Source organism: Aquibium microcysteis, assembly GCF_014495845.1.
GTDB classification, from domain to species: Bacteria; Pseudomonadota; Alphaproteobacteria; order Rhizobiales; family Rhizobiaceae; genus Aquibium; species Aquibium microcysteis.
Map to the genome: position 1 here is coordinate 3,293,426 of NZ_CP061080.1, position 26,208 is coordinate 3,319,633.

The window sequence follows — 26,208 nt, forward strand, 5'->3', positions numbered from 1 at the left end:
GGTCGAACGATCCTGCTGCGAATGCGGCGCACCCCTCACCGACCCTTCGCGCCTCCTCTCCCCCTGTCCGGGGAGAGGAGCGCCAACCGCAAGCGCTGCGGTTCCTCTCCCCCATGCACATGGGGAAGAGGTGGATCGGGCGAAGCCCGAGACGGTGAGGGCGCGCGCGGACTGGCCGTGCCGGCGTATCCGCCTCAGCGGCCGCCGATCACCCCGACATAGTCCGATACCCAGCGGTAGTAGGGCACGCACTGGTCGTTCTGGCTGGCGCATTTCGAGGTCGGCGTGGTCCAGAACCGGACGTCCTCGAAATGATCCATGCCGTTGGTCGTGCAGCCCTCGGCGGTCTGCATGCCGCGACCGTCGGTGCAGGCGGCGGGCACAGAGGGGTTGGCGCCGAACCAGACCGACAGGTCCGACTGCAGGTTCGACGACAGCGAATGCTCCATCCACTTGTAGGCGCAGTTCGGGTTGGCCGCGTCGACATGCATCATGGTCGTGTCGGCCCAGCCCGTCACGCCCTCCTTGGGGAACACCGAGGCGACCGGCTGGTTGTCAGACTTGAGCAGGTTCACCTGGAACGGCCAGGAACCGGACGCCACGACGCCCTCGTTCTTGAAGTCGTCGATCTGGATGAAGGCGTCGTGCCAGTAGCGGCCGACGAGCTTGCGCTGCTGGCGCAGCAGGTCGAGAGCGGCCTTGTACTGGTCCTCGTTGAGCTCGTAGGGGCTCTTGATGCCGAGTTCCGGCTTGTGCGTCATCAGGTACAGCGCGGCATCGGCCACGTGGATCGGGCCGTCATAGGCCTGCACGCGGCCCTTGTTGGTCTTGCCGTCGGGCAGGTCCATCTCCTCGAACACCACGTTCCACGAGGTCGGCGCCTCCTTGAAGACGTTGGTGTTGTACATCAGAACGTTCGGACCCCACATGTAGGGCACGCCGTAGTGCACGCCGTCGACCGTGTGCCAGGGCGCGTTCTTCAGCCGCTCGTCGACGGTGGACCAGCTGGGCACCAGGTCGATGTTGATCGGCTGCACGCGCTTGCCGGCAATGAGGCGCAGAGAGGCGTCACCCGACGCGGTCACGAGGTCGAAGCCGCCCTCGTTCATCAGCGCCACCATCTCGTCGGAGGTGTTGGCGGTCTTGACATTGACCTTGCAGCCCGAGGCCTCCTCGAACTTGGTCACCCAGTCGAATTCCTTCATCGTCTCGCCGCGCTCGATGTAGCCGGCCCAGGCGACGATGTTGACCTGTCCCTCGCTCTCGCCGATCGACGTGACCTGGGCGAAGGCGGAGGTCGAGACGCTGAGCGCGAGCGCCAGCGCAGTGCATGACTCGAGAAGCTTCTTCATGACGATTCTCCCATTGTCGGGGGCCGCTCTCTGAGGCGGCGGCATGATCCCTGACGCCAGAGTGCCACGAATCCCGGCTTTCGCAATTTCATTCGTCAGAAACGACATATCGGAAATTCCGATTGCTCATTGTCCGACCTCTTCACCGGCGCATGCCCTGCGAAAGGCGCCGCGAGCCACGTCCGCAACGGTCAGAAACGCTCCAGCTTTGCCAGGCCGACGGAGAGGCCGGGGATGGCCATGGATTGCACCTCCGCGTCGGCCGCCACCTCCCGGATCGAGCCATAACCCTCCAGTCCCGGCGCCGTGTGAACGTGGGTCGTCTCTTTCACCGCGTCGATCACCCACATTTCCGGAATGCCGAAATGCGCGTAGATCAGCGCCTTGCGCCCGAGATCCCAGCGCAGGCTGGAATCCGCCACCTCGACCGCCAGCAGCGCCGTCTTCGGCGCCAGCGCAGCGAGCCCGTCGGCCTTGCGGAAGAACACGAAGTCGGGCTCGACGAACGTGTCGTCGCTGAGACGGAAGGTCGTTTCTCCGGCAAAGACGAACTCGGCTGGCGCGGTCCGGACGAAATGGTAAATCAGCGCGCTCTTCAGCACCTCGTGCCGTATGCCCTTCGCATTCATGGGCACGATCTCCCCGCCGATCAGCTCGAAGCGCTCGTTCTCGTCCAGCACGCCGGCCTTCACCAGCGCCTCGATCTCGGCCACGCTCCATCGCCGCCGCGCCAAGCCCTCGGCGGCCTGCGTGGTGAGCGGCAGGTTGGGGGAGCGAAGGTCCGGGTTGCGGAACAGCTGGTTCATGGGAACGATCATACCACGTCGCGCAAGGCTGCCGCAATTTCCGGGTTCTGGTCGGAACGACGCCCATCCCTGGCGGGCCCTCACCGCCCCCGCTGCATCCGCTGCCCCTGCGCCAGCGCGATGAAGTCGCGCGCGGTCTGCGACAGCACCGAGCCGCGCCGCCACACCATGCCGACCTGCACCACCGGCAGCGCGCCGGAGATGTCGCGGCTCTCGATGCGATCGCCTTCCAGCGACCATGGGCGGTAGACGAGGTCGGGCAGCAGCGCCACCCCCGCCCCGGTCGCCACCAGGCTGCGCACCGCCTCCACCGAGCGCGTGCGGAAGGCGACGTGGGGGCGGGTGCCGAGTGCGGCGAGCAGCTTGCCGGTGCTCTCCTCGATCTCGTCGATGGTGAGCATGATCAGCGGTTCCGCCGACAGATCCGACAGCGCGATGGAGTCCGCGTCGACCAGCCGGTGGCCGAGCGGCAGCCACAGCCGGTAGGGCGAGACCTCGAGGATCTCCGCCTGCAGCGCCATCCGGTCGCGAAGGTTGGAGATGACGGTCACCGCCACGTCGAGTTCGCCGCCGACCAGCAGGTGCTCGAGATAGTCGCCATTGTCCTCGATCGCCGACACGTCCACCGCCGGCCAGGCGCGGCGGTAGCGGGCGAGCAGGTCCGACAGCACGTAGCCGGCCACCAGCGAGGTGACGCCGAGCTGCAGCCGCCCGGTCGCCGTCGCCGGTTCGCCTGAAAAGCTGCGCCGCGCATCCGAGACGTCGGCCAGGATCTTGGTGGCATGCCGCAGGAACTGATGGCCCTTGTGGGTAATCGACAGGCCGCGCGCGTGCCGGTCGAACAGCGCCACCCCCAGATCGCCCTCCAGTTCCTTGATCGCCTCGGTGACGGCCGACTGAGAGATCGACAGGTTCTGCGCCGCACGGCTCACCGTCCCCTGCTCGGCGACGGCGACGAAGTACTGCAACTGGCGGAGCGTGAAGGCCATGGCTCATTCATACGGCCGTTGACGCGAAAGGAAAGCGGGGAGCGGGCCGGCGGTCGCGCCTGCGCGATTCGCCGATGGAGGTTGGCGTGTGCCGCAGTCCTGACCCACGCAGAGTCCTGTCGCGTCCTACTCCTTGCAGCCCCTGATCTCCACCGGCTCACCTGGCTCGACACCGATGGACAGGCACGTTCCCGCGGCGCAGAATTCCCAGCCCTGCCCCGTCGCGCCGGAACTGGCGAGCCGCAGTGCCGTCTGCGGCGGCAGGTATGGCCGGTACGTCCAGACGCCGTCCTCGAGCACCGCGCCGTCGGGAATCTCCATGCCGGCGCCCGTGCCTGCCACGCGGGCGGCGACCAGTTCGAGCCCGGCCGGCGTCACCTGCCAGTCCTCTTCCCAGCGGGTCTTTTCCACCGAATGCGTCCAGGCGAGCGTGAAGGCGGAGGCGGCGAGCACCGTGGTCTTCCCCGCGGCGACGATGCAGAGGGCTAGGGGCATGGGCGGGTGTCGGACCTCGCGTCCGCCGCCACGCACCCATACCCCCCTCTGCCTGCCGGCATTTCCCCCTCAAGGGGGGTCCGAAGGACGGGCGAGACCCGTGGCTCGCCCCACCCGGCAGGACAGAGGGAGGCGCCGTAGAGTGCCATCGTTGGCAGCACGGCCAAAGACATCACGCCGCCGCCGGCCGCGCCCGGGTCCGCCAGAAGTGCAGCCCGAGCACGAGCAAGGCGAGCGCGAAGCCGATTTCATCGGTCACCGGCAGCGCCGCGACCAGCGTGAAGGCCGCCGCCGCTGCGAGCAGCCGTTCCCAGGCGGCGAGCGGCGCGCGCAGATAGCCTATCACCGCCGCGCCCCACAGCGCGATCGCCAGCCCGGCCTTGAAGACGATATAGGCCACCGCCGGCCAGTAGCCGACCGTCGCTGCGAGCGGCCCGCCGTCCTGAAGCATCAGGGCCGGCGTGTAGACGGCCATGTAGGGAATGACGAAGCCCGCGGCGGCGACCTTGATCGCCTCCATCGAGATCCTGAGCCCGCTCTCCTTGGCGATTGGCGCGGCGGCGAAGCAGGCGAGCGCCACCGGCGGCGTCAGGTCGGCCAGGATGCCGAAATAGAACACGAACATGTGGCTGACGATCAGCGGCACGCCGAGCTCCAGCAGGGCCGGCCCGGCGATGGTGGAGGTGATGATGTAGTTCGGGATGGTCGGAATGCCCATTCCGAGCACGATGCAGGTGATCATGGTGAGCACCAGCGACAGGAACAGCGAGTTCTGCCCGACCGAGACGATGTACTGGCCGAAGGTGTTGGCCACACCCGTCAGCGTCATGGTGCCGATGATGATGCCGACGATCGCGCAGGCGATGCCGACGGGCAGTGCCGTGCGGGCGCCGTCGGCGAGCGAGTCCCGGCACACCGCGAGCGTTCGCCGCCCGCCCTCCACGAAGACGTTGGCGATCACGAGCAGCGCCGCGGCAGCCAGCACGACGCCGATGCCGTAGCGGAAGAAGCTCGCTGCCACGAGGCCGAGCCCGATCCAGAAGACGAATCGGATCGCTTGGCCGGGCAGTCCCAGCGCCACCGAGCCGCCAAGGATCAGCAGCACGGTCAGCGCAAGGCCGACGGTGCCGGCAAACAGCGGCGTGTAGCCGGTGAACAGCAGGTAGACCAGCACGCCGAGCGGCAGCAGCAGGTACCAGCCCTGCTTCAGCGCACCCAGCGCCGACGGCAGTTCGGCGCGCGGCAGGCCCATCAGCCCGCGCTTGCCGGCTTCGAGATGCACCATCCAGAAGGTCGAGGCGAAATAGAGGATGGCCGGCACGATCGCCGCCTTGACCACCTCGTAGTATTCGATGCCCAGCGTCTCGGCCATGATGAAGGCGACCGCGCCCATCACCGGCGGCATGATCTGCCCGCCCATCGAGGCGGTTGCCTCGACGCCGCCCGCGAAGGCCGGCCGGTAGCCGAAACGCTTCATCAGCGGGATCGTGAACTGGCCGGTGGTGACGACGTTGGCGACGCCCGACCCCGAGATCGTGCCCATCAGCCCCGACGAGATGACCGACACCTTGGCCGCGCCGCCGCGCGCGTGGCCGACCAGCCCCATCGAGATGTCGGTGAAGAGGCGGATCATTCCGCCTTTCTCCAGAAAGGCGCCGAACAGGATGAACAGGAAGATGTAGGTCGAGGAGACGTAGATCGGGATGCCGTAGATGCCCTCGGTCCCGTAGGTCATGTGATCGATCACCTGCGCGAAGTCGTAGCCGCGGTGGTCGAGGGGAGCGGGCAGGAATTGTCCGAACAGGCAGTAGGCGAGGAAGGCGCCCGCGATGATCGGCAGCGCCGGCCCCATGATCAGCCAGGCCGCCGCGAAAATGGTGACGAGCGCGGTCACGCCGAAGACGATGTCGCGCGGCAGCGGATCGCCGGCGCGCAGGATCAGCGGCTTGTACTCGATCCACTGGTAGAGCGCCACGGCGACGCTGGCGGCGGCCAGCGCCCAGGCGAGCGATTTCCACGGCAGGCGCCAGCCCGCGGCAGCCGCCACCAGCGGGAAGGCGAGCAGGAGCAGGAAGCCGACATGGAAGGAGCGGACGATCTGGCTCGGCAGGTTGAGCACGTGCGCTGCGGTGGCCAGCTGGAACACCGAGAAGGCGACGGCGATCCAGAACAGCAGCCGGCCCTCCCGCGTGGCGGGAAAGCCGCCGCCGGTCGGGTCATGGAAGGTGGCGGAGGAACCGACGTCGCTTGCTGGTGGATTGCTCATGTCATGTTCCGGGATCACGGTCTCGCCATGGCGCTGCGGCCGCCCGAGCAAGGCGGCCGCAGCGTGCGACCGCCGGAAAGGAGCGGTCGCACTGTCTGGACATCTGGTCCGATCCGCAGCGGATCAGAGCAGGCCCTTTTCCTTGTAGTACCGCTCCGCACCCGGATGCAGCGGGATCGGCAGTCCCTTGGCCCCGGCCGCGGCATCGATCGCCTTGGCGGCAGCGTGGGCGGCCACCATCTCGGGCAGGTTCTCGAACAGCTGCTTGGTCATCTGGTAGGCCGTCTCGTCGGAGACGTCGGAATGGGTCACCAGAATGTTGGTGATGGCGAGCGTCGGCACGTCCGCGGACTGGCCTTCGTAGGTGCCGGCCGGGATGGTGGCGGCCAGGAAAGGCGCACCGAGGGTCGCGGCCACGCTCTCCGGCACCGCCACCATGGTGATCGGCAGCGCGGTCGCGAGGTCCTTGATCGAGGCGACGCCGAGGCCGGCCGATTGCAGCGTGGCGTCGAGCTGGCGGTTCTTGATCAGTTCGACCGACTCGCCGAACGGCAGGTACTCCGTCTGGCCGAGATCCTCGTAGGTCATGCCGAGCGCCTTGAAGATCTGGCGCGCGTTGAGCTCGGTTCCCGACTTCGGAGCGCCGACGGACAGGCTCTTGCCCTTCAGGTCCTCGAAGCTCTTGATGCCGGATTCCTGCGAGGCGACGATCTGGATGTAGTTCGGATAAATCGCCGCGATGCCGCGAAGCTTGTCGAGCTTGCTGGAAAAGCCCGCCTCCGCGTCGCCCTCCCAGGCCGCCTTGACGGAATCGCCGAGCGCGAAGGCGATCTCGCCGCTGCCCTTCTGCAGCAGGTTCAGGTTCTCGACCGAGGCCTTGGTGGACTGCACCTGGGTGCGCGCGCCTTCGATCTTTTCGCCGTAGATCTTGGCCAGCGCCGCGCCGAGCGGATAATAGACGCCGGACGTGCCGCCCGTCAGGACGTTGATGAATTCGTCCGCCTTCGCCGGCATGGCGCCGAAGGCGAGCGTGACCGACAGGGCGCCTGCGGCAAGCAGACGGGTGCCGACGTCGAACATGATGGACCTCCCGATGATGTTCTCCGTGCGAGGAGCCGCACGGTCCTGAAGGCCATGTTAGTGACTGGGATGGGAAAGCCAACCCTTAAATACTGGGCCGACCTCGGATCATCGCGCCGTCGGCATCCGCTCCACTTCGGCGTCGTCCGCAAGGTCGGAAAGGCAACCGGCACCGGCCAGGAATGGCCGGCGCCGGTCTTGGGTCCCGCCCCCGCGAGAAAGGCCTTCAGAACATGTCGCAGTCGCCGAAGTCGTCGTTGCGCTCCACGATGACCAGTTGCGCGCGGGCGCCGATGCGGCCGGCGAGTTCGGCGAGCTTGACGTCGCGCGTCGCTACCCCGGTTTCGACCTCCCAATCCTCCGGCATGACCTCCATCAGCGAGCGCAGGAAACCGGCGATGCCGGAGACCTTCTGGTAGATGAGGTCGCCCTCCTGCATGGCGCGGATGAACCCCGGCTTGCCCTGGATCGCATCCCCGACCGCGACGGCGATGTGGGCATGGTTGACGTCGATCGCATGCGCGATCGTCTCGAGTTCCGCCTCGATGCGCGCGATGACGTCGCGCACCGTCTCGTGGTGCGGATCGTGCTGGACGGTCTTGGCTGGAAGCGACATGCAGGCGAAACCTCTGGTCCTAGAACAATTCGAGTTCGCCGCCGGCGGCAGGCGCCGGGACGCGCGGCTCCGGCGTCGGAACGGGCGCGATGGCCTTGGGCAGGAGAAACTGCCGCGCCTTGCCCGTGTGCGGCTGGAACTCCAGCCGCCGGCCCTGGTCGCCGCCGACACTGCCACCGGCGTATTTGATGCCTTCATTGTCGAGAAATCGGCGTGCGAACTCGATGTTCTTGGCCCCGATGTCGGTGAAGTTCTGGATCGTGCGGGCGCCGCCGAACAGCTTCGCCTCGAGGTTCTCGCGCCGGGCGCCGCGCTTCAGGAGGCCGTTGACCAGCAACTCCATCAGGTACACCCCGAAACGCTCGGCCTCGTTGAGGCGCGACCGCTCGCCCTCGCCCGGCAGCAGGAAATGGTTCATTCCGCCGATCTTCAGCACCGGGTCGCGCATGCAGGCGGCGACGCAGGATCCCAGCACGGTTGTCAGCACCGTTTCGGGCTTGTCGGAGACCGCGCATTCACCCTGGATGACGTGAACCCGGTCGGGTCGACCTGGCAGAATCAATGCAGCCTCCCTACGATCGCTTCCAGAGCCTTCTTCAGATCGGGGGTCGTGAAGGGCTTGTTGAGGTAGTTGTTGAGACCCATCTTGCGCCCCTCGATCAGCACGTTCTTGTCGTTGTTGCCGGTCAGGATCATGAAGGGCGTGCGCGACGTGGGCTTGTAGGTGCGGATCGCATGCAGAAGCTGTAGGCCGTTCATCTTCGGCATGTTCATGTCCGAAATGATCAGGTGGCACGGCTGCGTCATCATCACCTGCATGGCCTGCTCGCCGTCCGCGGCGACCGCGATGTTCCTGAAGCCGATGGTTTCGAGGGCGTCGCGCAGCAGCATGCGGCTGGTGGTGGTGTCGTCGACCACGAGGATCTTCAGCTGAGCTAGGAGTGACATACCATGGTCCCTTCTCTCGTCGACCTTGCGCCCGTGAAGATCTCCCGGGCGATACGGCTCAGTGGCAGTTGCTTCTGGACCGCGCCGACCTCCTGGGCCACGCGCGGCATTCCGTAGATCAGGGAGGACGTCTCGTCCTGCCCGATGGTCCTCGCGCCGTTCTGGCGCATCTTCAGCAGGCCCTGGGCGCCATCGCGCCCCATGCCCGTCAGGATGACGCCGACGCAATCGCGCCCCGCGGCGGCCGCCACCGAGTTCATCAGCACGTCGACCGAAGGCCGATGCCCGGAGACCGTGTCGCCCTCGCGGAGCCGGGTCTCGAAGCCGCCCGCCCCGCGCACGACCTCCATGTGCCGCCCGCCGCCCGGCGCGATGTAGATGTTGCCCCGCTGCAGCGGCCGTCGGTCGTCGGCCTCCTGAACCGTCGGCCGGCACAGCCGGTCGAGCCGCTCGGCGAAGGAGCGGGTGAAGTTGGCCGGCATGTGCTGCGTGATGACCGTCGGCGGACAGTCCATCGGGAACTCGGACAGTACCGCGATCAGCGCTTCGACGCCGCCGGTCGAGGCGCCGATGGCGATGAGGCGTTCCGTCGCGCCCCCCGCCATGACCGGTGCGGAGGGGACGGGGGCCGCCGGCTCGCGGACCGGCACCGGCCGGGCCATGCCGCCGGCGGAGCGGGCGCGCACGGCGCCCGCCGCGATGACCTTCTCGATCAGATCGTCGAAGGAACGGTCGTCCTTCAGCGAAGGCTTGGCCACGCAGTCGAAGGCGCCGATGGCGAGTGCCTCGATCGTCACCGCCGCGCCGTTGACGGTCAGCGTCGAGACCATGATCACCGGCCGCGGCCGGTGCTTCATGACGCGGCGCAGGAAATCGATCCCGTTCATCTTCGGCATCTCGATGTCGAGCGTGATGACGTCCGGATCCAGGCTGTCGACGAGCCTGAACGCTTCCGTCGGATCGGGGGCCTCGCCCACGACCTGGATCGCGGGGTTGGAGGACAGCGCGAAGCCGATGATGCGTCGCATCGTGGCACTGTCGTCGATGATAAGGACCCGGACCGGCTTCATCGTGCACCCCCCTTTGCGTGGCGCCAGGTCGTGATCCCGTCGCTGACGAAATTGTCGGCCGCAGGCCCCGAGACACGCTCGGAATGGCCGATGTAGAGCCAGCCGTCCGGCTTCAGCGCTTCGGAGAAGCGCGTCCAGAGAGCGGCCTGCTTGATCTTGTCGAAGTAGATGACGACGTTGCGGCAGAAGATGACGTCGAACTTGCGCTGCATCGGCCACTTCGCGAAAAGGTTGAGTTCGCGGAAGGCCACCAGATTGCGCGCCTCGTCGGCGACCCGCCAGAGCTGCTGATCTCCGAAGCCGCCCGGCGCACGATGCAGCCAGCGCTTCCTCAGGTCGGCGGGCACGTCGGTGAGCGCCTGGTCCGGATAGACCGCTGCCTTGCCTTCTGCGATCATGTTCGGATCGATGTCGGACGCGAGGATCTTGACGTCGTGGCGACCGACGTCCGGCATCATCGACAGGATCACCAGCGCAGCCGAGTAGGCCTCCTGCCCGTTCGAACAGCCGGCCGACCAGATCCGCACCGGTGCACCGCGGCGCGCGGCCTCCAGCAGCGGGGGCAGGACGGTGCGACGCAGGTGCTCGAAATGGTGCGCCTCGCGGAAGAACTTGGTGACGTTGGTGGTCAGCGCCGCCACCATCCGCTGCCGTTCGTCGAGTCCGTCGGACTTGGCGACATAGGCACAGTAATCCCGGAAACTCTCCAGCCCGAGCGCCCGCAGGCGCTTGGCCAGCCGCGCATAGACCAGCGCAGCCTTCGTTTCCGTGAGCTGGATGCCGGCGTGATCGTGCAGGATATCCGCGATCTGGCGGAAATCCTCCGCCGTCAGCAGATATTCTCCGGGCACGATCCCGCCCGACAGGGAGGCGGCGGTGGATTTCAATTCAGGAATCCCGAGTTCTCGCGGGTCGACTGCAGCACGCTGTCCAGCCCGATCAGGCTGATCATCCGGCCTTCGATGGCCAGCACGCCCTTCATGAAAGCCCGGGCCAGTTCGGAGGCGACGTCGGGCGTCGGCTGGATCGTGTCGGCATTGATGGTCAGGATGTCGGAGACGGCGTCGACCAGCAGTCCGACCGACTGGTTGCCGACCTGCGTCACGATGATGACGTGGCGGGCGGTCGGTTCCGTCGAGCGGAAGCCGAGGCGCGCGGCGAGGTCGATCACGGGCAGCACCGAGCCGCGCAGGTTGATCACGCCCTTCACGTAGCCCGGCGAATGCGGCAGCGGGGTGGTGGGGGTCCAGCCGCGGATATCCCGGACGGACATGATGTCGACGCAGAACTCCTGGCCTCCGAGACGGAAGGCGATGAGCTCGCTGTTCTTCGACAGGTCGTGTTCCTTGACGTGCATCATAACTGCGTTCCTCTTTCCTTGGGCATGCCCGGCTGTCGCCGGCTAGGAGCGGTTGCCGGCGACGATGGCATCGACGTCGAGAATGACGGCAACCCGGCCGTCGCCGAGGATGGTTGCGGCGGCCACGCCGAAGACCTGGCCGTAGTTGGTTTCGAGGCTCTTGATGACGACCTGCTGCTGGCCGATGATGCCGTCGACCATCAGCGCGCTCTGCGCCCGGTTCTCGGATTCCACCATGATGGCGACGCTGTTCAGCGGATCGGCCTCCTCGTAGCGGTAGCCGAGCTTGTAGCCGACATCGATGAGCGGGATGAACGTGCCGCGGATGGCGATGACCTTGGCGCGCTCGCCGAGACCGTGCACTTCCGGTCCCTTCGGCTGCAGCGTCTCGACGATCGCCGTGAGCGGCACAACCAGCGTCTGGCCGGCCACCGTCACCACCATGCCGTCGAGGACGGCGAGCGTCAGCGGCAGGCTGAGCGTGAAGGTGGTCCCCAGCCCCGGCTTCGACGAGATCGATATACGTCCGCCCAGGGCCTGGATCGAGCGCTTGACGACGTCCATGCCCACGCCGCGGCCGGACACGTCCGACACCGTGCTTGCCGTCGAGAAGCCCGGCGCGAAGATGAGGTCGTCGATCTCGCTGTCCGACAGTTGCACGCCCGGTTCGATCACGCCGCGCTTGACGGCGATCTCCTTGACGCGGGCGCGGTTGATGCCCGCCCCATCGTCGGAAACCTCGATGATGACGCGGCCGGAGCGGTGGGCGGCGGTCATCCGCACGACGCCCTGTTCCGGCTTGCCGGCCTTGACGCGGTCCTCGGGCTTCTCGAGCCCGTGGTCGACCGCGTTGCGGATCATGTGGGTCAGCGGGTCTGCCAGCCGTTCGATGACGGTCTTGTCGACCTCGCAGTTCTCCCCCTCCGTGACCAGGCGGACCGACTTGCCGACCATGTCGGCCACTTCGCGAACCACCCGCGACATGCGCTGGAAGATCGGCCGCACCGGCTGGGCGCGGATCGCCATCACGGAGTCCTGGATTTCGCGGGTCAGCTGCTCGAGGTCGTCGAGACCGACGGCGACCTCCGACAGCCGCGCGATCCCGGCTTCCGTGACGCGCTGCGACAGCATCGACTGGTTGATGACCAGCTCGCCGACGAGGTCGATCAGGCGGTCGACGCGGTCGAGGTCGACGCGGATCGTCGTCTGGGCCTGCTGGGTCGGCTGCGCCTGGCCGGCGGCCGCGGGCGAAGCCTTGGCGGGCTCGGCGTTGACCTGTGCGATCTTGGCGAGCACGGATTCGGGGATCAGCGGCCCTTCCTCGGTCAGCACGGGCGCGGCATCCCGCGTCTCGGCGGCCGGGGCCGGAACGAACTCGAAATTCGGGTCCACCCTGGGCTCCGCCGTCACCGACACGTCGCAGTCGAACTCGACGAATTCGAAGACCTCCCGCACCTGCGCTTCCGTCACGTTGGAGCCGAGGCGGATCGTCCAGGAGAGGTAGGCGCCTTCCGGGTCGAGCTCGGTCAGCAGCGGTACCTCGGAGATGTCGCAGGCGACGTCGGCATCGCCGAGGGCGCGGATTTCGCGCAGCAGCTTGATGGCGTCGTTGGCCTTTGCGTACAGCTCCGGCTTCGGCCGGAAGCTGACCACGAAGACCTGCTCCTCGGGCGCAGGATCGCCGCCGCCCAGAAGGTCGTCGAAGCTGATCGTGATCGGCACGAAGTCGTCGTCACCTGCAGCCTCGACGGCCGGCAGCGGCGCGAAGGCCGGCGCAGCAGGCGCGGGTGCTGCAGGCGCGGCGGCACCGGGCTGGGCGGCGCGCGTCAGTTCGTCGTGGATCTGGGAGACGCGCCCTTCGTCCATCTCGCCGCCATCGCGAGAGATGCGCACGAGATCGGCCAGGATGTCGGACGACCGCAGCATGAGCTTGATCAGCCCGGCATCAGGCTGGATCTGCCCGCTGCGGACCAGATCGAGCGTCGTCTCGAACGTATGGGCGAACCGGACCAGATCCTCGAGGCCGAACGCGCCGGCGCCGCCCTTGATCGAGTGGACTGCCCGGAACACCGCGTTGATGGTGTCGGCGTCGTGCTCTTCGCTTTCGATCGCAAGCAGACCGGTCTCCAGTTCGGCGAGCTGCTCCTCGCACTCCTGGAAGAAAGTCTGCTTGATTGCCGCCATGGTATCCACTGGCCAGCTCCCCCGGTCTTCTGTTTGATCAGGCCGCGACGCGATTGATGGCGTTGACCAGCTTGGCAGGGTCGAACGGCTTGACGATCCAGCCCGTCGCGCCGAGGCGGCGGGCGCGGTCCTTCTTGTCGTCGACGCTCTCGGTGGTCAGGACCAGGATCGGGATCGCACGGTGCTTGTTGCTGCCGCGCACCGCCTCGATGAAACCGAAGCCGTCCATCCGCGGCATGTTGATGTCGGTGACGATCACGTCGGGCATCGCCCCGTCGAGCACCTCCAGCCCGTGCACGCCGTCCTCGGCCTGCAGCACGTTCATGCCGGCCTCCGTCAGCGCGGCGCGCAGCATTTCGCGGATCGTGCGGGAATCGTCCACAGTCAGTACCGTTTTCGTCATTTCAAGCGTTCCTTGCAATGAAGTTGGCCGGCTCCAGCCCCGCGATGTCGAGGCCTTCCACGAGCGCGGCAGATGGGTTCGCGAGGTCGAATTCCATTCCGTCGAGCGTCCACGTGGCCACTGCCGACAGCAGGACCTGGATGCACTGCCCGCCGACGCGTTCGACCTTTGACGCATCGATGGAAATGTCCTTCCCCCGGGCGCGGAGGAATTCGGAGGCGAGGGGGCCGGCCGCCGTGATGTCGAGAACCGGCGGCAAGGCCAATGTGGTGGACATGGCTTGTTTCATTCACGTTTCCTCTGGAGTCTCAGAACTCTTCCCAGCCATCCGCATCGGCGACCACCTTCAGCGCGGTTGAGCCGTGCGAAGCGGGAGCGGTCGCGTGGCGGGGCGCTGCGGCGCGGGCCGGCGCCTTCGCGGACCGACCGGTCGGCCTGACGGGGCTCGCCTGTGCGGCGGCGCTGATGCTGAAGCCTGCGATCGAGCGGACGAGTTCGGCCGCCTCGGTGCGCAGCGAATGAACGGCCGCGGTCGTCTGCTCCACCATCGCGGCGTTCTGCTGCGTGGCCTGGTCCATCTGCGAGACGGCGGTGTTGATTTCGGAGAGGCCGGTCGACTGCTCCTTGGTCGACGACGCCATCTCGGCGACGAGCGAATCGATCTCGATGACCTGACGCACGATCCGTTCGGCGACCTTTCCGGTCTCGTCGATCAGCTTGACGCCATCGTCCACCTGGGCCGAACTCGTCTGGATCAGGCCCTTGATCTCCTTGGCAGCCTCGGCCGAGCGCTGGGCAAGCCCGCGCACTTCCTGAGCGACGACCGCGAAGCCCTTGCCGGCTTCGCCCGCCCGTGCCGCCTCGACGCCGGCATTGAGCGCGAGCAGGTTGGTCTGGAAGGCGATCTCGTCGATGACCCCGATGATCTGCGAGATCTCGCGTGACGACTTCTCGATGCCGCTCATGGCGCGCACCGCATCCTGCATGATGGATCCGGAATTCTCCGCCTCCTTGCGCGCCGCGATGACCTTCTGGGCCGCCACATTGGCCCCTTCGGCGGCGCGGCGCACGCTCGCGGTCAGTTCTTCCACGGCCGCGGCGGTTTCTTCGAGGCTCGCGGCCTGCTGCTCGGTCCGGCGCGACAGGTCGTCGGAGGCCTGGCCGATCTCGTCGCAGCTCCCGCCGATCCCGACGGCAGCCGCGGACACCTTCTCGATGGCGCTTTCGAGGGCACCGGCCGTCGCGTTGAAATCGTGGCGCAGCTGTTCGAACTCTGGCGCCAGCGGTTCGGTGATCCGCACCCGCAGGTCGCCTTGTGCGAGTTCGGACAGCGCACGGCTGATGGAAGCCATCGCCCCGTCCTGCCGCTCCCTCGCGGTCCGCATTTCGCTGTCGAGCTTCTGGCGTTCCTGCTCGAGCGCGTCGAGATAGGTCGAGATGGCGAGGTCCATGTCGAGCAGCACCGCCTTCATCAGGCTGCTCACCGACGCAGCGACGGCGGACTTCGCGCCACCGCCCACGCTGAACTTCGGCCAGTGTTCGGCGACGATCGCGTCGAACAGTTTTTCGGCGATGAGGGCGTATCCGCCGATGTACCAGCGAGGTTCGAGACCGAGGCGGGCATGGGTGTTGCCGATCGCCAGCACCGCGCGGGCATAGGCCTCGCCGAACTCGCCCTCGGCGATCACGCTCCAGTGCGACGTCTGACGGCGCTTGGCGCTGGCGACATGGTCGTCGCCCTTGAAATGCCTGCTGGTGGCCGGATTGGCCCGCGCCTTGGCGTAGAACGCATCGAGCGCCTGGTCGACCGCATTGGCGATGGCCGGCTTGAGTTTCTTGAGGTTGGCGCGCGCCGGGGCGTCGAGCCCCATGAATTCAAGGCGTGCGGAAATATCGTGGTCGTAGGTCCGGACGGTCGCCATCCCCTTGTCCCCCAGGGCGCGAAAACGGTACATCCCGGTTCGACCGGCGCTGGTGTCGCGGCTTCATGCCTTTGGCCAATCGTGCCAAGCCACCATGGACTACACTTGGCACGCAATCGTTTAACCCTCCTTAACGGTGCATGGCCAACCGCTGCGGACGAAACCTTTTTCGGCTCGCAGCGCCGGCCGCGCCGTGTCTTCGCCTTGCCGTCCGGAAGATAGCCGGCAAACCCGCATCGGAACCATGCGAGGTCCGGTGCGGGTTCGCGAACGACGGAGGACGAGGAGTGCGCGCGCCCGGCCCCGGGCGCCAGCAGCTTAACCCTTGAAGAGCGAGAGGATGCCCTGGACGCTGGCGTTGGCAATCGACAGCCCCTGGATGCCGAGCTGCTGCTGCACCTGCAGCGCCTGGAGTCGGGTCGACTCCTCGTTCATGTTGGCATCGACCAGCGATCCGACGCCGCGGTCGATCGCGTCCATCAGGTTGCTGACGAAGTCGACCTGCAGGTCGACGCGCTTCTTTGCCGCGCCGAGATCGCTGGCGGCAATGGTCATGCGGCTGATCGCGTCGTCGACGGCGACGATATAGTTGTCGAGGATGTCGAGGTCGGCTGCGTTGTTCGTCAGCCCGGAAATGTCGAGCGTCGAGACGGAGAAGGTCGAGATCGACGTGTTGGTGATCCTCTGGCCGGTGTCCTCGTCGTAGCTCGCGTCGAGGATGCCGACACCGGTCTCGACGTCGCCGACACCGGCAGGCGCCACGTCTGCCGCCGCGTCGAAGAGCTTGATGGAATCGGTGCTGATGGTGATCGTCGAAACCGAGACGGTGCCGTCGGACGCGCGGGTGAAGGACGCGACCATCGACTTGGAGGAATTGTAGTCGGTCGAATCGGAGTCGACCGAAAGCCAGTTTTCCCCGGCGAAGGAGGAGGTCGAGGCGTTGCCCAGGAGCTGGCCCTGCAGCGCGGAGATCTCCGCCTGGATCTTGGAGCGGTCCACGCCCGGCTCGCGTGCCGCCACCAGCTTGGCCTTGATCTCGTCGACCACCTTGATGGTCTCGCTCACGCCGGTATAGGCGATGTCGATCTTGGCCGCGCCGAGCCCCAGCGCGTCCTGGACCGTCAGCAGCGCCTTGTTGTCGGAGCGCATGGTCGTGGCGATCGACCAGTAGGCGGCGTTGTCGCTGGCCTGCCCCACCCGGTAGCCCGTGGAAATGCGCGCCTGCGTCATCTCCAGCGACTTGTTCGTCGCCTGGAGGCTCTTCAGCGCGGTCATCGCTGCGGCGTTGGTCAGAATACTGGACACGCTATGGCCCCTTCATGATCTGCCCGGACATCATTCCGAGTCGAATTGTCACCCCGATCGGCGTTCGATCTCCTTGGCCGGGTAGACCGATAGCCGCCTCTTAATCTTTGTGAATGAACGTGCTTAACAAAGGGTAAATCGACGTTAACGGTGCCGTGCGGCCCTCCGGGAGCCAGGCCCGCACCGCGTATGCAATCCGATAATATCTAATTATTTCAATGCGATTCCGACCGGAGACCGCGCCGTGGGGAGGCCTCGGGGATTGCAAGAATTTGGCAACAATCGTTAACCGTCGAGCGCCGGCAAAGACCTGCGAAGCGCGAATCCTTGACGCAGATCGACTTGCGCGTCCCCGAAACCGCGCGGTGATTCGCGCTCCCCGACGATTGCGGCGGCGGGCCGCGCCGGGCGTTCAGCCGGAAGCGGAAACGGGATTGATGGAAATGAAAAAGGCCCCCGCGGGGCGGAGGCCTTGGTCCATACAGTCGGTGGCGCGACGGGAACGCTGTGCGCGTCCGTCAGCGGGCACTTTCGCTGACGTCGTCGTAGAGGACCTCCAGCGCCAGATCGACCTGGTGGAAGAAGGCGCCGACCAGCTCGTCCTGCTCGAACTCCGCCACGCCCATCGCCGTGAGCTCGGCGAAGTAGCGATCCGCGACCTCGAAGCGGTAGTCGTCCGCCTCCTCCGTCCCGGCGATCACCGCCAGGTTCATCGCCACGCGGCGGACTGCGTCCGCCCGGCGCCAGAGCGGGAAGACGACGACACGGCTGGCCTCGTCTTCGGAGCGGATTTCGGCGGCGGCGGACTCGGTGCTCAAGACGTCTCTCCTACTGGCCGGCGGCGAGCGCGACTGCGCCGCCGGTCGAAGCGGCACGACAGGCGTGCCCTTCGCCCCGGGGGCGTCGCAACAGGCGGCTGGAACTGCAACCTCGCGGCCGAATCGCTCGCGACCGGCATGTGCGACACTGCGCGGAGAGTGTTGACGGAAGGTTATCGGGCGTCGCGAGCCGTGACCTGCGGCGGCATCAGTTCTTCAGGCGATAGCCGGTACGGAAGATCCAGGCCACGATGCCGAGGCAGAGCGCCAGGAACGCGAAGGTCATGCCCAGGCTGATCACCACGTTGACGTCGGACTGGCCGAAGAAGCTCCAGCGGAAGCCGCTGACGAGATAGACCACCGGGTTGAACAGCGTCACCGTGCGCCAGAACGGCGGCAGCATGTCGATCGAATAGAAGCTGCCGCCGAGAAAAGTGAGCGGCGTGACGACGAGCAGCGGCACCAGTTGCAGCTTCTCGAAATTGTCGGCCCAGATGCCGATGATGAAGCCGAACAGGCTGAAGGTCACCGCCGTCAGCACCAGGAAGACCAGCATCACGAAGGGATGCTCGATCCGGAGCGGCACGAACAGGAAGGCGGTGGCGAGGATGATCAGCCCGAGAATGGTGGCCTTGGTGGCCGCCGCGCCGACGAAGGCGACGACGATCTCGAGATAGGAGATCGGCGCCGCCAGGAGTTCGTAGATCGTGCCGACGAATTTCGGGAAGTAGATGCCGAAGGCGGCGTTGGAGATGCTCTGGGTCAAGAGCGACAGCATGATCAGCCCCGGCACGATGAAGGCGCCGTAGGAAATGCCGTCAATCTCCTCGATCCGGCTGCCGATGGCCGCGCCGAAGACCACGAAATAGAGCGCGGTCGAGATGACTGGCGAAACGATGCTCTGCAGCAGCGTGCGCCGCGTGCGCGCCATCTCCTGGCGGTAGATCGCGTAGATCGCGCGCATGTTCATCGGCCGTTCCTCACCAGGTTGACGAAGATGTCCTCCAGCGTGCTCTGGCGGGTGTCGAGATCGCGCAGCCGGATGCCGGCGGCATCGAGATCGCGCAGGAGGCGGGTGATCCCGGTCCGGTCGGCCTGGGTGTCGTAGGCGTAGGTCAGTGTCGCGCCGTCGGGCGACAGCGCAAGCTGGTACTCGGCGAGCGCCTCCGGCACCGCGGCGACGGGGTCCTTCAGCGTGATGGCGAGCTCCTTGCGGCCGAGCTTGCGCATCAGCTCGGCCTTCTCCTCGACGAGGATGATCTCGCCCCTGGAGATGACGCCCACCCGGTCGGCCATCTCCTCGGCCTCCTCGATATAGTGCGTGGTGAGCACGATGGTGACGCCGTCTGCCTTGAGGCCGCGCACCATCTGCCACATGTCGCGGCGCAGCTCGACGTCGACGCCGGCCGTCGGCTCGTCGAGGAACAGCACGCGCGGCTCGTGCGACAGCGCCTTGGCGATCAGCACCCGCCGCTTCATGCCACCCGACAGCGTCATGATCCTGTCGTTCCGCTTCTCCCACAGCGAGAGGTCGCGCAGCACCTTTTCCAGATGCGCCGGGTCGGGCTTCAGCCCGAACAGCCCGCGGCTGTAGGAGACCGTGTCCCACACCGTCTCCCACATGTCGGTCGTCAGTTCCTGCGGCACCAGCCCGATCAGCGCGCGCGCCTGGCGGTAAGCGGTGACGTTGTCGTGGCCGCCCACGGTCACCGTGCCGGTGCTCTTGTTGACGATGCCGCAGACGATCGAGATCAGCGTCGTCTTGCCCGCCCCGTTCGGCCCGAGCAGCGCGAAGATCTCCCCCTCCGCGATCTCGAGATCGACGGTCTTCAGCGCCTCGAAGCCGGTGGCATAGCGCTTCGAGACACCCTGGATGGAAATGATGGATTGCATGGCCGCCATGTAGGAGACCTGCGACGGTTTGTCAGCAGCAGCGGCGTTGGACCAGGCGAGGCTGCTGACAGGAGGGGGTGGGCGTGCGTTCGCTTCCAACTGATTTACATGCACGAACTGGTGGCCGTACGAAGCGCAACAACGCGCCTGGCAATTAAATGAAACAGATCGAGAAAAGTAGAATTACTTGCTTTAAATTGCGAAAATCTCTTATGGAGATTCGCTAGGACAACAACTAAACCCCATTTATATCCCAGCGCTGGAGTATCTCTGTATATATACGCTCCAGCGCTTCGTCGCCTTCGGGTGTGTCAGCATCGGCGGCATAGTAGACGATGGCGAGTGCCGCACGTTGTCCGTCAAAACCTGCCACATAGTTCATCAGATTGACACACTCATCCAAAGGAAGAGTATTACCATCGACGAGAGCACGAGCCGCGTGCAGCACAGGCATCTTGATAGGGTGGTCGGGACCTGCCGCCCATTCATCGACAAGTTCCTTAAGGCGACACCTGTCAACATCAATATGTCGAGGAAGGTGACAAAGCTCAACGAGAACACAAAAGGCTGCATTGAGAGAGATGCTCTACCCCTGATTGATAAGTGTCGAAGCAGATGGATCGCTATACGGGAAACGGCAATCAAAGCATTCGACGAAGGGTTTTTCAGCTTCTGCGCAGCTCAAGACGATCATGGCAACCTATTCTTCCGGATTTTTATCCACAAGCAAGCCAAGTGAAAAATGTCCAACAGAATTCACTAAGTTAAATCGATTCCGAAGGCCTGAGACGGATTGTAAGAAGGGCCTTGGCTCCTCACGCTAAACGAGCATATCAGGGCCGTCAGGGCAAGAATATGCGCGCAAAGCAGAGAATCGCCGAGGGAGCTTGCTCATCCGCGATGGCAAACCGCGTCTTCCGCTTCCATGCGACCTCGCCGGAAGCCGTCTTTGATCCGATCAGGCGCAAGTGGAGATCGGCGGTCGTGCGATGGGATGCGCGCAAGCTCGGTCCCTACGACATGTGGCTCATGGTGATCGTGCTCGATGACCGACAGGCAGCGAACTGGCTCGATGACTGGCTGCAGCGATACGGCCGGAGTGAAAGGCTTGTGCTCAACGGAAAGCAGAACCGTGAAATCGTCGTTGAGGGAACGATCGTCGTGCGCCGGCGTCTGCCCTTCTGGCGGTGGCTCGCGCGCAGCCTCCGCACCTTGAGCTCCAGCGATCGAGCAGGAAGCGGTTTTCGCAGTTCGGATACACAGGGTGCCCCGCGCGGGGTAGAAGGACGACACACGTCCGAACCTCCACGTCCCCTCAAAACAGCGAAAAATACTCCCGCTGCTCCCATTCCGACACCGTCATCAGATACCGATCCCACTCCGCCCGCTTGATCCGGGTCAGGTACGACACGACGTCCCCGCCCAGCGTCTCGCGATAGAACCCGCTCGCCTCGAAGCGCTCGATGGCGGCGATCAGGCTCTTCGGCAGCAGCGCGGCGTCGCTCTCGTAGGGGCTCTCCACCGGCGGCGGGGCGGCGAGCCCGCGCTCCAGCCCGTCGAGGCCGCACAGGATCTGCGAGGCGAAATAGAGGTACGGGTTGGCGGCGGGCTCGGCGACGCGGTTCTCGATCCGGCTCGCCTTGTCGCCCGGCGCCATCAGCCCGCGGATCATCGCGCCCTTGTTGTCGCGGCCCCACTGGATCCGGTCGGGCGCCAGCTGGAAGGCCTGGTAGCGCTTGTAGCCGTTGACGGTGGGCGTCGTCAGGAGACAGGTCTCGGCGGCGTGGTCGAGCAGCCCGGCGATCCAGCCCGACGCGTCCGCCGACAGCGTCCCGTCCGCGCCCGGCATGAACAGGTTCTCGCCGGAGGCCGCATCCACGACCGACTGATGCAGGTGCCAGCCGCTCGCCATGCCGTTCTCCACCTTCGGCCGGCACATGAAGGTGGCGTGCAGGCCCATCCGGGCGCAGACCTGCTTGGCCGCCATGCGAAACAGCATCATCGCGTCGGCATGCGCCATCGCCCCGTCCGGCTCGAAGGTGAACTCGCACTGGCTCGGCCCGAACTCGGCCTCCATCGAACGCACCGGCAGGCCGAGCGCCAGGCAGGCGCGGCGCAGCGCGTCCATCACCGGCTCCAACGCGTCGTAGCGCGCGTCGGTCAGATACTGGTAGCCCTGCGAAAGCAGGCTGGTGGCGGGCGGCGTGCCTGGCATGCCGCCATCGGCATGGGCGAGCTTCGGATCGTCGAGCCTGAAGACGTAGAACTCCACCTCCAGCCCGCAAACCAGCCGCCTCCCCGCCGCCTCCAGCCGCTCGACCGCCTTGCGCAGGATGGCGCGCGCGGAGAACGGGATCGGCGTCCCGTCCTTCTGGACGAGGTCGCAGAGCACATAACCCGACGTCGGCGACCAGGGCAGCACGCGGAAGGTCGCCGGGTCCGGCACCATCACGATGTCGCCCGCCCCCGTCATCATCCCCGCCCCGAAGCCGATGTCGCCGCCCCAGACCGGGAACACCGTGCGGTGCGAGGTGTCTTTCAGGAGCAGCGTCGAGGTCACCGCGAGCCCGCTGCGGAAGGCCGATGCCAGCCCGCCCGCCACGATCGTCTTGCCGCGCAGCACGCCATGCTGGTCGGCAAACAGCACCCGAATTGTCTCCAGCCCCTCCGCCTCGACGCGCGCGAGCACACCCTCGGCGAGGCGAAGCTGGTCGGGCGAGAGCAGGCCGTGCTCGGCGGTGAAGCCGGGGGAGAGGAGCGGGGTCATGCGTATGGCTCTTCGGTGCACGCCGGGGAGCGAGGAAGCGAGAGGTCGCGCTCCGTCGCGCCCCCCTCTGTCCTGCCGGACATCTCCCCCACGAGGGGGGAGATCGGCAGCTTGGGCGTCGACGCCCATCCTGCGCCGCCGGAGATTGGCGAAAGCCGCGATGACGGCCGATCTCCCCCCTCGTGGGGGAGATGTCCGGCAGGACAGAGGGGGGCGCCGTAGGGCGAAAACATCCGCGAACCCATCACTATGCCGCCCAGCTCGACCCCGCCCGCCTTGCGCGATCCGCCTCCGGCCACAGCGCCTCCCAGCCTTCCGTCTCCCCGATCGCGTCGATCGACACCGGCCCGCGGATCGCCTCGACCTCGCCCACCGCCCCCCGCATCGGCAGCGCGGCCAAATCCCCCTCCTTCACCGCCTTCATGGCCGCCAGGAGCTTGCGGCGGTGCTTCATGATGGCGACGTCGGTGCGGCCGAGATGCTCCTGCGTGCGGTCCTGGATGCGGCCCATCGATTCCACCGCCCACTGGTCGTGCACGTTGATGTCGAGCCCCATGCCCGTATAGGTCAGGCTCGCCTGCTCGTCGGGGTTGTAGCCGTAATTGTTGCGCCTGTTCTTCAGCGGCGCATAGTCGGGCAGCCGGTGTTCCTTCATGCGCTGCTCGCGCATCAGGCTCTTGTCGACCGGTTTGCCGAAGCTCGTGAACATCGCGAACCAGTAGCAGGTCTCGTCGTCGACCGGCACGTGCCACTGGGTGATCGTCATCTCGTTCGACATCGGGATGCAGATCGCCGCGGGGAAGATCTGGTTCGTCACCCGCACATGGCTGCGCCCGTCGGCCATGTGGCGCAGCGATATCAGCCGCAACCCGTAGTCGGTGGCCTCCACCCGGATCTCCGGCCGCGGATACTCGCGCAGCAGCTGCGTCATCGGCATGTTCGTGTTGCCGGCCTTGTCGCGGAACTGCTTGCCATAGGCTTGCGCCGGGTCCTCGTCCTGCAGGAAGCGGTGCAGGAAGGAGGCATGCGCCGGATCGATGCCCACCTCCAGCGCCTGCAGCCAGTTGCACTCCCACAGGCCCTTGAAGGCGAAGACGTGGCTGTCGGGCGCGGCGAAGCAGTCGAGAGCCGGGAAGGCCGGCGGGTCGCCCGGCCCCATATAGGCGAAGACGACGCCGTTCCGTTCGACCACCGGATAGGACACGGCGCGGATGTTCTCGTGCATGCGCGAGCCCTCCGGTTCGCCCGGCTGCTCCACGCATTGTCCGGTGCGGTCGAAATGCCAGCCATGGAACGGGCAGCGCAGGCCGTCATCCTCGCGCCGGCCATAGCAGAGGTCGGCGCCGCGGTGCGGGCAGTGCCGGCCGATCAGGCCGAGCTCCCCCCGGTTGTCGCGAAACAGCACCAGGTCCTCGCCGAGCAGCCGCACCGGCACCACCGGCCGCGCCGAGACCAGCTCGTCCGACAGCGCCGCCGGCTGCCAGTACATCCGAAGCAGCGCCCCGCCGTCGGTGCCCTTGCCGACGCGGGTAAGGCGGTCGTTCTGTTCCTGGCTCATCATGGCTGGGGACCCTCCCTGGCTCGCCTGCCGCGCAGCGGCACGGTCGAAACGACCTTGCCTCCGCCCAGCAAAATGTGCGATTATTGCACGCATGGTATATTATCGAACGAACCTAGTCGCCCTCCCGCGAGCCTGTCAAGCGCGCGCCCGTCGCCTTCCGGGCGAGCCGCGCGTACAGCGAGGCGGCCGGCCGTGACCGCCCCGCGCCCGGAAATCCCGCGCGAACCCGTCGCCGGTTCCATCGCCGAGAAGGACATCTCGCTGACCTTCGCCAAGGGCATGGCGGTGCTGAAGGCCTTCGATGCCGAGCACACCCGCCTGACCCTGCCGCAGATCGCCCGCCTCACCGGCTTCGACCGCGCGGCGACGCGCCGGTTGGTGCTGACGCTGGTGCATCTCGGCTATGTGCGCCAGCAGGACCGGCTGTTTTCGCTCACCCCGCGCATCCTGGTGCTCGCCGGCGGCTTCCTGCAGGGGCGCCAGTTCGGCAAGACCATCCAGCCGGTGATGCGCGCCTTCTCGCTCAGGATCGGCGAGACCCTCTCGCTCGCCATGCTCGACGGCCAGGAAGCCGTCTACGTCGCCCATGCCGGCGGCGAGACCGAGCGCGCCCGTATCGGCTTCACCATCGGCAGCCGCGTGCCGCTCTTGTCCACCGCTATCGGCCGCATGCTGCTCGCCGCCGGCGACGCGACGACCGCCGCCGAAGCCATCCGCACCGCCCCTCTCGAGCCCCACACCCAGGCCACCACGCTGGACCGCGACGCGATCGCCGCTCGCGTGCGCCAGATCGCGGCTGCGGGGCACGCGCTGGTCGACGGCGAGTTCGAGCCGAACGTCGCGGCGCTCGCCGTCCCGGTCGCCGCCGGCAGCGGCGAAGTCGCCGCACTGGGGTTTTCGGCAACGTCGCAGCGGCTCGGCGACGCGGCCTTCACACAGGAGGCGCTGGCCACGCTGAAAGACTGCGCGGGCGCGCTGGCGGGATTGCTGTAGGACGGCGTCAGCCGGACGTGGCGAAGCGCTCCAGTTTGCCCAGCGTCTGCAGCCCCAGTTCCACCGCCCCGAAACCCTTCGCCGCCTGGAATTCGGCCACGGCCGAAAACACCATGCCGAGCGTGACCAGTGTCGCCCCGTCCCGATCCTCGAACGACACCCACGCATCGGCGTGCTTCGGCCCGTTCTCGCCCCACAGCAGCGTATAGCCGATCCTCTCCTGCGGCCGGACCTCGGTGTAGAGATGGTGGTTCGGGTATTCGGTGCCGTCGGGCCCGATCATGTCGAACACCCATTCGCCGCCGGCCCGGAGGTCGATCCGCTGCGTGCGGCAGGAGAAGCCGTCCGGCCCCCACCACCGGGGCAGCGTCTCGGCATTCATCCAGACACCCCAGACGACCGCTCGCGGCGCGCGGATCACCCGCTGCAGCACCATCGTCCGTTCGGCGACGCCCGCCAGATTGTCCAGTCCGGCACCGAAGCCCTGTCGGTAGCCCGCCTCCATGTCCGCCGCCAGCGAGGCGAGTTGCACGGTCACGGTCACGCGGCTGCGCTCCTGCGTGCCCGAGAAGTCCGCAGTCACCAGGGCTGCCGACTGAATCACCCCCTCTGTCGAGATCACCTCGTGGTTCACGCTGCAGGTCTCCGACTGCAACGCGAGCCAGCCGATCTCGCAGCGGACGTCCGGCTGTCCGGCGACCTTGCAGAGCGAGATCTCACGGCCGCCGACCCGCGTGTCGGCCTCGAGGAACTCAACGGTGACCGACGGAGCCGGCGCGGCCCAGACCGCGCGTGCGGCGGGCGACGTCCATGCCTGCCACAGCACCGACGGGGGCGCCGCCACCTCCCGCTCGAAGGTCAGGGTCGCGAAACGCCGGCTCTCGCCTTCGGGCGTCACGCCGGCGGTTCCGTTCACGGCCGAATCCTGTCTCATGTCTCGCGTTCCTTCATCATGGTCATCACATAGGCGTCCAGCCGGTCGAGCCGCGCCGTCCAGACCGCCCGCTGTTCGTCGAGCCAGGCCCTCGCCGGATTCAGCGCCTCCGGCACGATGGCGCAGGTGCGGACCCGCCCGTCCTTGGAGGTGACGATCAGCCCGGCTTCCTCCAGTACCGACAGATGACGCATCACCGTGGGCAGGCGCAGCCCGGTGGGTCCGGCAAGGTCCGTCACCCGCGCCGGCCCTTCGGCGAGCCGGGCCAGGACCGACCGGCGTGTGGGGTCCGCCAGTGCGTGGAAGAGCAGCGAGAGATCTGGATCATGCTTAGCCATTCAGCTAACCATAAACCCAAGCCGCTCCTCCGGCAATCAAATACTTCGTTGATTGGCTAAGTTTATTCCGTGGCCAGCCGATGGTCCCGTGCACGCGGCTCACCGCGC

The 26,208-nt window shown here is 66.7% G+C and carries 26 protein-coding genes; 1 reads left to right on the plus strand and 25 read right to left on the minus strand.

Annotation, left to right across the window (positions count from 1 at the left end):
- Positions 1 to 194: 194 nt before the first annotated feature.
- The 23 genes from IAI54_RS15335 to IAI54_RS15445 form a co-directional block, all read right to left on the minus strand.
- Positions 195 to 1,352 carry an ABC transporter substrate-binding protein gene (locus IAI54_RS15335; protein ID WP_187968031.1) on the minus strand — a complete coding sequence of 386 codons (1,158 nt, stop codon included), beginning with the start codon at positions 1,350 to 1,352 and terminating at the stop codon, positions 195 to 197.
- Positions 1,353 to 1,543: 191 nt separating this feature from the next.
- Positions 1,544 to 2,158 (minus strand): Uma2 family endonuclease, encoded by a 615-nt coding sequence (locus tag IAI54_RS15340; RefSeq protein ID WP_187968032.1) that lies wholly within the window; start codon positions 2,156 to 2,158, stop codon positions 1,544 to 1,546.
- A gap of 80 nt (positions 2,159 to 2,238) precedes the next feature.
- On the minus strand, positions 2,239 to 3,147 hold the full coding sequence (locus tag IAI54_RS15345; RefSeq protein ID WP_187968033.1) for a LysR family transcriptional regulator: 909 nt from the start codon (positions 3,145 to 3,147) through the stop codon (positions 2,239 to 2,241).
- A 126-nt stretch (positions 3,148 to 3,273) separates the two neighbouring features.
- A complete protein-coding gene (locus tag IAI54_RS15350) occupies positions 3,274 to 3,642 on the minus strand; it encodes a DUF1850 domain-containing protein (protein ID WP_187968034.1) in 369 nt (122 codons plus the stop codon).
- Positions 3,643 to 3,814: 172 nt separating this feature from the next.
- Positions 3,815 to 5,908: a TRAP transporter permease gene (locus IAI54_RS15355; protein ID WP_187968035.1), complete on the minus strand. Its 2,094-nt coding sequence runs from the start codon at positions 5,906 to 5,908 to the stop codon at positions 3,815 to 3,817.
- 123 nt (positions 5,909 to 6,031) lie between these two features.
- The gene (locus IAI54_RS15360; protein ID WP_187968036.1) at positions 6,032 to 6,988 is read right to left on the minus strand and encodes a TAXI family TRAP transporter solute-binding subunit; all 957 of its coding nucleotides are present in this window, start codon (positions 6,986 to 6,988) and stop codon (positions 6,032 to 6,034) included.
- A gap of 226 nt (positions 6,989 to 7,214) precedes the next feature.
- The gene (locus tag IAI54_RS15365) at positions 7,215 to 7,604 is read right to left on the minus strand and encodes a hypothetical protein (protein ID WP_187968037.1); all 390 of its coding nucleotides are present in this window, start codon (positions 7,602 to 7,604) and stop codon (positions 7,215 to 7,217) included.
- Between the two features lie 19 nt (positions 7,605 to 7,623).
- Positions 7,624 to 8,166, minus strand: coding sequence for a chemotaxis protein CheD (locus tag IAI54_RS15370; RefSeq protein ID WP_235679061.1), 543 nt, complete (start codon positions 8,164 to 8,166; stop codon positions 7,624 to 7,626).
- Positions 8,163 to 8,552, minus strand: coding sequence for a response regulator (locus IAI54_RS15375; protein ID WP_187968038.1), 390 nt, complete (start codon positions 8,550 to 8,552; stop codon positions 8,163 to 8,165). Before IAI54_RS15375 ends, IAI54_RS15370 begins: the two co-directional genes overlap by 4 nt.
- Positions 8,540 to 9,622 carry a protein-glutamate methylesterase/protein-glutamine glutaminase gene (locus IAI54_RS15380; protein WP_187968039.1) on the minus strand — a complete coding sequence of 361 codons (1,083 nt, stop codon included), beginning with the start codon at positions 9,620 to 9,622 and terminating at the stop codon, positions 8,540 to 8,542. Before IAI54_RS15380 ends, IAI54_RS15375 begins: the two co-directional genes overlap by 13 nt.
- On the minus strand, positions 9,619 to 10,509 hold the full coding sequence (locus tag IAI54_RS15385) for a CheR family methyltransferase (protein ID WP_275403575.1): 891 nt from the start codon (positions 10,507 to 10,509) through the stop codon (positions 9,619 to 9,621). The genes IAI54_RS15380 and IAI54_RS15385 overlap by 4 nt, the downstream gene beginning before the upstream one ends.
- A complete protein-coding gene (locus IAI54_RS15390) occupies positions 10,506 to 10,982 on the minus strand; it encodes a chemotaxis protein CheW (protein ID WP_126698717.1) in 477 nt (158 codons plus the stop codon). Before IAI54_RS15390 ends, IAI54_RS15385 begins: the two co-directional genes overlap by 4 nt.
- Before the next feature lie 42 nt (positions 10,983 to 11,024).
- Positions 11,025 to 13,166 carry a chemotaxis protein CheA gene (locus IAI54_RS15395; RefSeq protein ID WP_187968040.1) on the minus strand — a complete coding sequence of 714 codons (2,142 nt, stop codon included), beginning with the start codon at positions 13,164 to 13,166 and terminating at the stop codon, positions 11,025 to 11,027.
- Positions 13,167 to 13,203: 37 nt separating this feature from the next.
- Positions 13,204 to 13,569, minus strand: coding sequence for a response regulator (locus IAI54_RS15400; RefSeq protein WP_187968041.1), 366 nt, complete (start codon positions 13,567 to 13,569; stop codon positions 13,204 to 13,206).
- Position 13,570: 1 nt separating this feature from the next.
- Complete coding sequence (locus IAI54_RS15405; protein ID WP_187973174.1) at positions 13,571 to 13,846, minus strand: STAS domain-containing protein; 276 nt, start codon at positions 13,844 to 13,846, stop codon at positions 13,571 to 13,573.
- 31 nt (positions 13,847 to 13,877) lie between these two features.
- Positions 13,878 to 15,491, minus strand: coding sequence for a globin-coupled sensor protein (locus IAI54_RS15410; RefSeq protein ID WP_210321133.1), 1,614 nt, complete (start codon positions 15,489 to 15,491; stop codon positions 13,878 to 13,880).
- A 318-nt stretch (positions 15,492 to 15,809) separates the two neighbouring features.
- Complete coding sequence (locus IAI54_RS15415) at positions 15,810 to 16,796, minus strand: flagellin N-terminal helical domain-containing protein (protein WP_187968043.1); 987 nt, start codon at positions 16,794 to 16,796, stop codon at positions 15,810 to 15,812.
- 518 nt (positions 16,797 to 17,314) lie between these two features.
- Positions 17,315 to 17,614, minus strand: a complete 300-nt coding sequence (locus IAI54_RS15420; RefSeq protein ID WP_187968044.1) for a DUF6074 family protein — start codon at positions 17,612 to 17,614, stop codon at positions 17,315 to 17,317.
- Between the two features lie 208 nt (positions 17,615 to 17,822).
- On the minus strand, positions 17,823 to 18,584 hold the full coding sequence (locus tag IAI54_RS15425; RefSeq protein WP_187968045.1) for an ABC transporter permease: 762 nt from the start codon (positions 18,582 to 18,584) through the stop codon (positions 17,823 to 17,825).
- Complete coding sequence (locus IAI54_RS15430; protein ID WP_187968046.1) at positions 18,581 to 19,507, minus strand: ABC transporter ATP-binding protein; 927 nt, start codon at positions 19,505 to 19,507, stop codon at positions 18,581 to 18,583. Before IAI54_RS15430 ends, IAI54_RS15425 begins: the two co-directional genes overlap by 4 nt.
- A 235-nt stretch (positions 19,508 to 19,742) precedes the next feature.
- Positions 19,743 to 19,961, minus strand: coding sequence for a hypothetical protein (locus tag IAI54_RS15435; protein ID WP_210321134.1), 219 nt, complete (start codon positions 19,959 to 19,961; stop codon positions 19,743 to 19,745).
- 861 nt (positions 19,962 to 20,822) lie between these two features.
- Complete coding sequence (locus IAI54_RS15440) at positions 20,823 to 22,274, minus strand: glutamine synthetase family protein (RefSeq protein WP_187968048.1); 1,452 nt, start codon at positions 22,272 to 22,274, stop codon at positions 20,823 to 20,825.
- Between the two features lie 247 nt (positions 22,275 to 22,521).
- Positions 22,522 to 23,835, minus strand: a complete 1,314-nt coding sequence (locus IAI54_RS15445; RefSeq protein ID WP_187968049.1) for an aromatic ring-hydroxylating dioxygenase subunit alpha — start codon at positions 23,833 to 23,835, stop codon at positions 22,522 to 22,524.
- Positions 23,836 to 24,027: 192 nt separating this feature from the next.
- On the opposite strand from IAI54_RS15445, the gene IAI54_RS15450 reads away from it, so the two are divergent.
- The gene (locus IAI54_RS15450; RefSeq protein ID WP_187968050.1) at positions 24,028 to 24,828 is read left to right on the plus strand and encodes an IclR family transcriptional regulator domain-containing protein; all 801 of its coding nucleotides are present in this window, start codon (positions 24,028 to 24,030) and stop codon (positions 24,826 to 24,828) included.
- Positions 24,829 to 24,835: 7 nt separating this feature from the next.
- Here IAI54_RS15450 and IAI54_RS15455 read toward each other — a convergent pair whose 3' ends face one another.
- Both IAI54_RS15455 and IAI54_RS15460 read right to left on the minus strand, forming a co-directional pair.
- Positions 24,836 to 25,762, minus strand: a complete 927-nt coding sequence (locus tag IAI54_RS15455) for an SRPBCC family protein (RefSeq protein WP_187968051.1) — start codon at positions 25,760 to 25,762, stop codon at positions 24,836 to 24,838.
- Complete coding sequence (locus IAI54_RS15460; RefSeq protein ID WP_187968052.1) at positions 25,759 to 26,100, minus strand: ArsR/SmtB family transcription factor; 342 nt, start codon at positions 26,098 to 26,100, stop codon at positions 25,759 to 25,761. The genes IAI54_RS15455 and IAI54_RS15460 overlap by 4 nt, the downstream gene beginning before the upstream one ends.
- Between the last annotated feature and the right edge of the window lie 108 nt (positions 26,101 to 26,208).

What these genes read in the sequence shown, in the direction of transcription:
- IAI54_RS15335 (WP_187968031.1), bottom strand. Translation starts at nt 1,352, where the DNA reads ATGAAGAAGCTTCTCGAGTCATGCACTGCGCTGGCGCTCGCGCTCAGC.
- IAI54_RS15340 (WP_187968032.1), bottom strand. Translation starts at nt 2,158, where the DNA reads ATGAACCAGCTGTTCCGCAACCCGGACCTTCGCTCCCCCAACCTGCCG.
- IAI54_RS15345 (WP_187968033.1), bottom strand. Translation starts at nt 3,147, where the DNA reads ATGGCCTTCACGCTCCGCCAGTTGCAGTACTTCGTCGCCGTCGCCGAG.
- IAI54_RS15350 (WP_187968034.1), bottom strand. Translation starts at nt 3,642, where the DNA reads ATGCCCCTAGCCCTCTGCATCGTCGCCGCGGGGAAGACCACGGTGCTC.
- IAI54_RS15355 (WP_187968035.1), bottom strand. Translation starts at nt 5,908, where the DNA reads ATGAGCAATCCACCAGCAAGCGACGTCGGTTCCTCCGCCACCTTCCAT.
- IAI54_RS15360 (WP_187968036.1), bottom strand. Translation starts at nt 6,988, where the DNA reads ATGTTCGACGTCGGCACCCGTCTGCTTGCCGCAGGCGCCCTGTCGGTC.
- IAI54_RS15365 (WP_187968037.1), bottom strand. Translation starts at nt 7,604, where the DNA reads ATGTCGCTTCCAGCCAAGACCGTCCAGCACGATCCGCACCACGAGACG.
- IAI54_RS15375 (WP_187968038.1), bottom strand. Translation starts at nt 8,552, where the DNA reads ATGTCACTCCTAGCTCAGCTGAAGATCCTCGTGGTCGACGACACCACC.
- IAI54_RS15380 (WP_187968039.1), bottom strand. Translation starts at nt 9,622, where the DNA reads ATGAAGCCGGTCCGGGTCCTTATCATCGACGACAGTGCCACGATGCGA.
- IAI54_RS15390 (WP_126698717.1), bottom strand. Translation starts at nt 10,982, where the DNA reads ATGATGCACGTCAAGGAACACGACCTGTCGAAGAACAGCGAGCTCATC.
- IAI54_RS15395 (WP_187968040.1), bottom strand. Translation starts at nt 13,166, where the DNA reads ATGGCGGCAATCAAGCAGACTTTCTTCCAGGAGTGCGAGGAGCAGCTC.
- IAI54_RS15400 (WP_187968041.1), bottom strand. Translation starts at nt 13,569, where the DNA reads ATGACGAAAACGGTACTGACTGTGGACGATTCCCGCACGATCCGCGAA.
- IAI54_RS15405 (WP_187973174.1), bottom strand. Translation starts at nt 13,846, where the DNA reads ATGTCCACCACATTGGCCTTGCCGCCGGTTCTCGACATCACGGCGGCC.
- IAI54_RS15410 (WP_210321133.1), bottom strand. Translation starts at nt 15,491, where the DNA reads ATGGCGACCGTCCGGACCTACGACCACGATATTTCCGCACGCCTTGAA.
- IAI54_RS15425 (WP_187968045.1), bottom strand. Translation starts at nt 18,584, where the DNA reads ATGAACATGCGCGCGATCTACGCGATCTACCGCCAGGAGATGGCGCGC.
- IAI54_RS15430 (WP_187968046.1), bottom strand. Translation starts at nt 19,507, where the DNA reads ATGCAATCCATCATTTCCATCCAGGGTGTCTCGAAGCGCTATGCCACC.
- IAI54_RS15435 (WP_210321134.1), bottom strand. Translation starts at nt 19,961, where the DNA reads ATGCCTGTGCTGCACGCGGCTCGTGCTCTCGTCGATGGTAATACTCTT.
- IAI54_RS15440 (WP_187968048.1), bottom strand. Translation starts at nt 22,274, where the DNA reads ATGACCCCGCTCCTCTCCCCCGGCTTCACCGCCGAGCACGGCCTGCTC.
- IAI54_RS15445 (WP_187968049.1), bottom strand. Translation starts at nt 23,835, where the DNA reads ATGATGAGCCAGGAACAGAACGACCGCCTTACCCGCGTCGGCAAGGGC.
- IAI54_RS15455 (WP_187968051.1), bottom strand. Translation starts at nt 25,762, where the DNA reads ATGAGACAGGATTCGGCCGTGAACGGAACCGCCGGCGTGACGCCCGAA.
- IAI54_RS15460 (WP_187968052.1), bottom strand. Translation starts at nt 26,100, where the DNA reads ATGGCTAAGCATGATCCAGATCTCTCGCTGCTCTTCCACGCACTGGCG.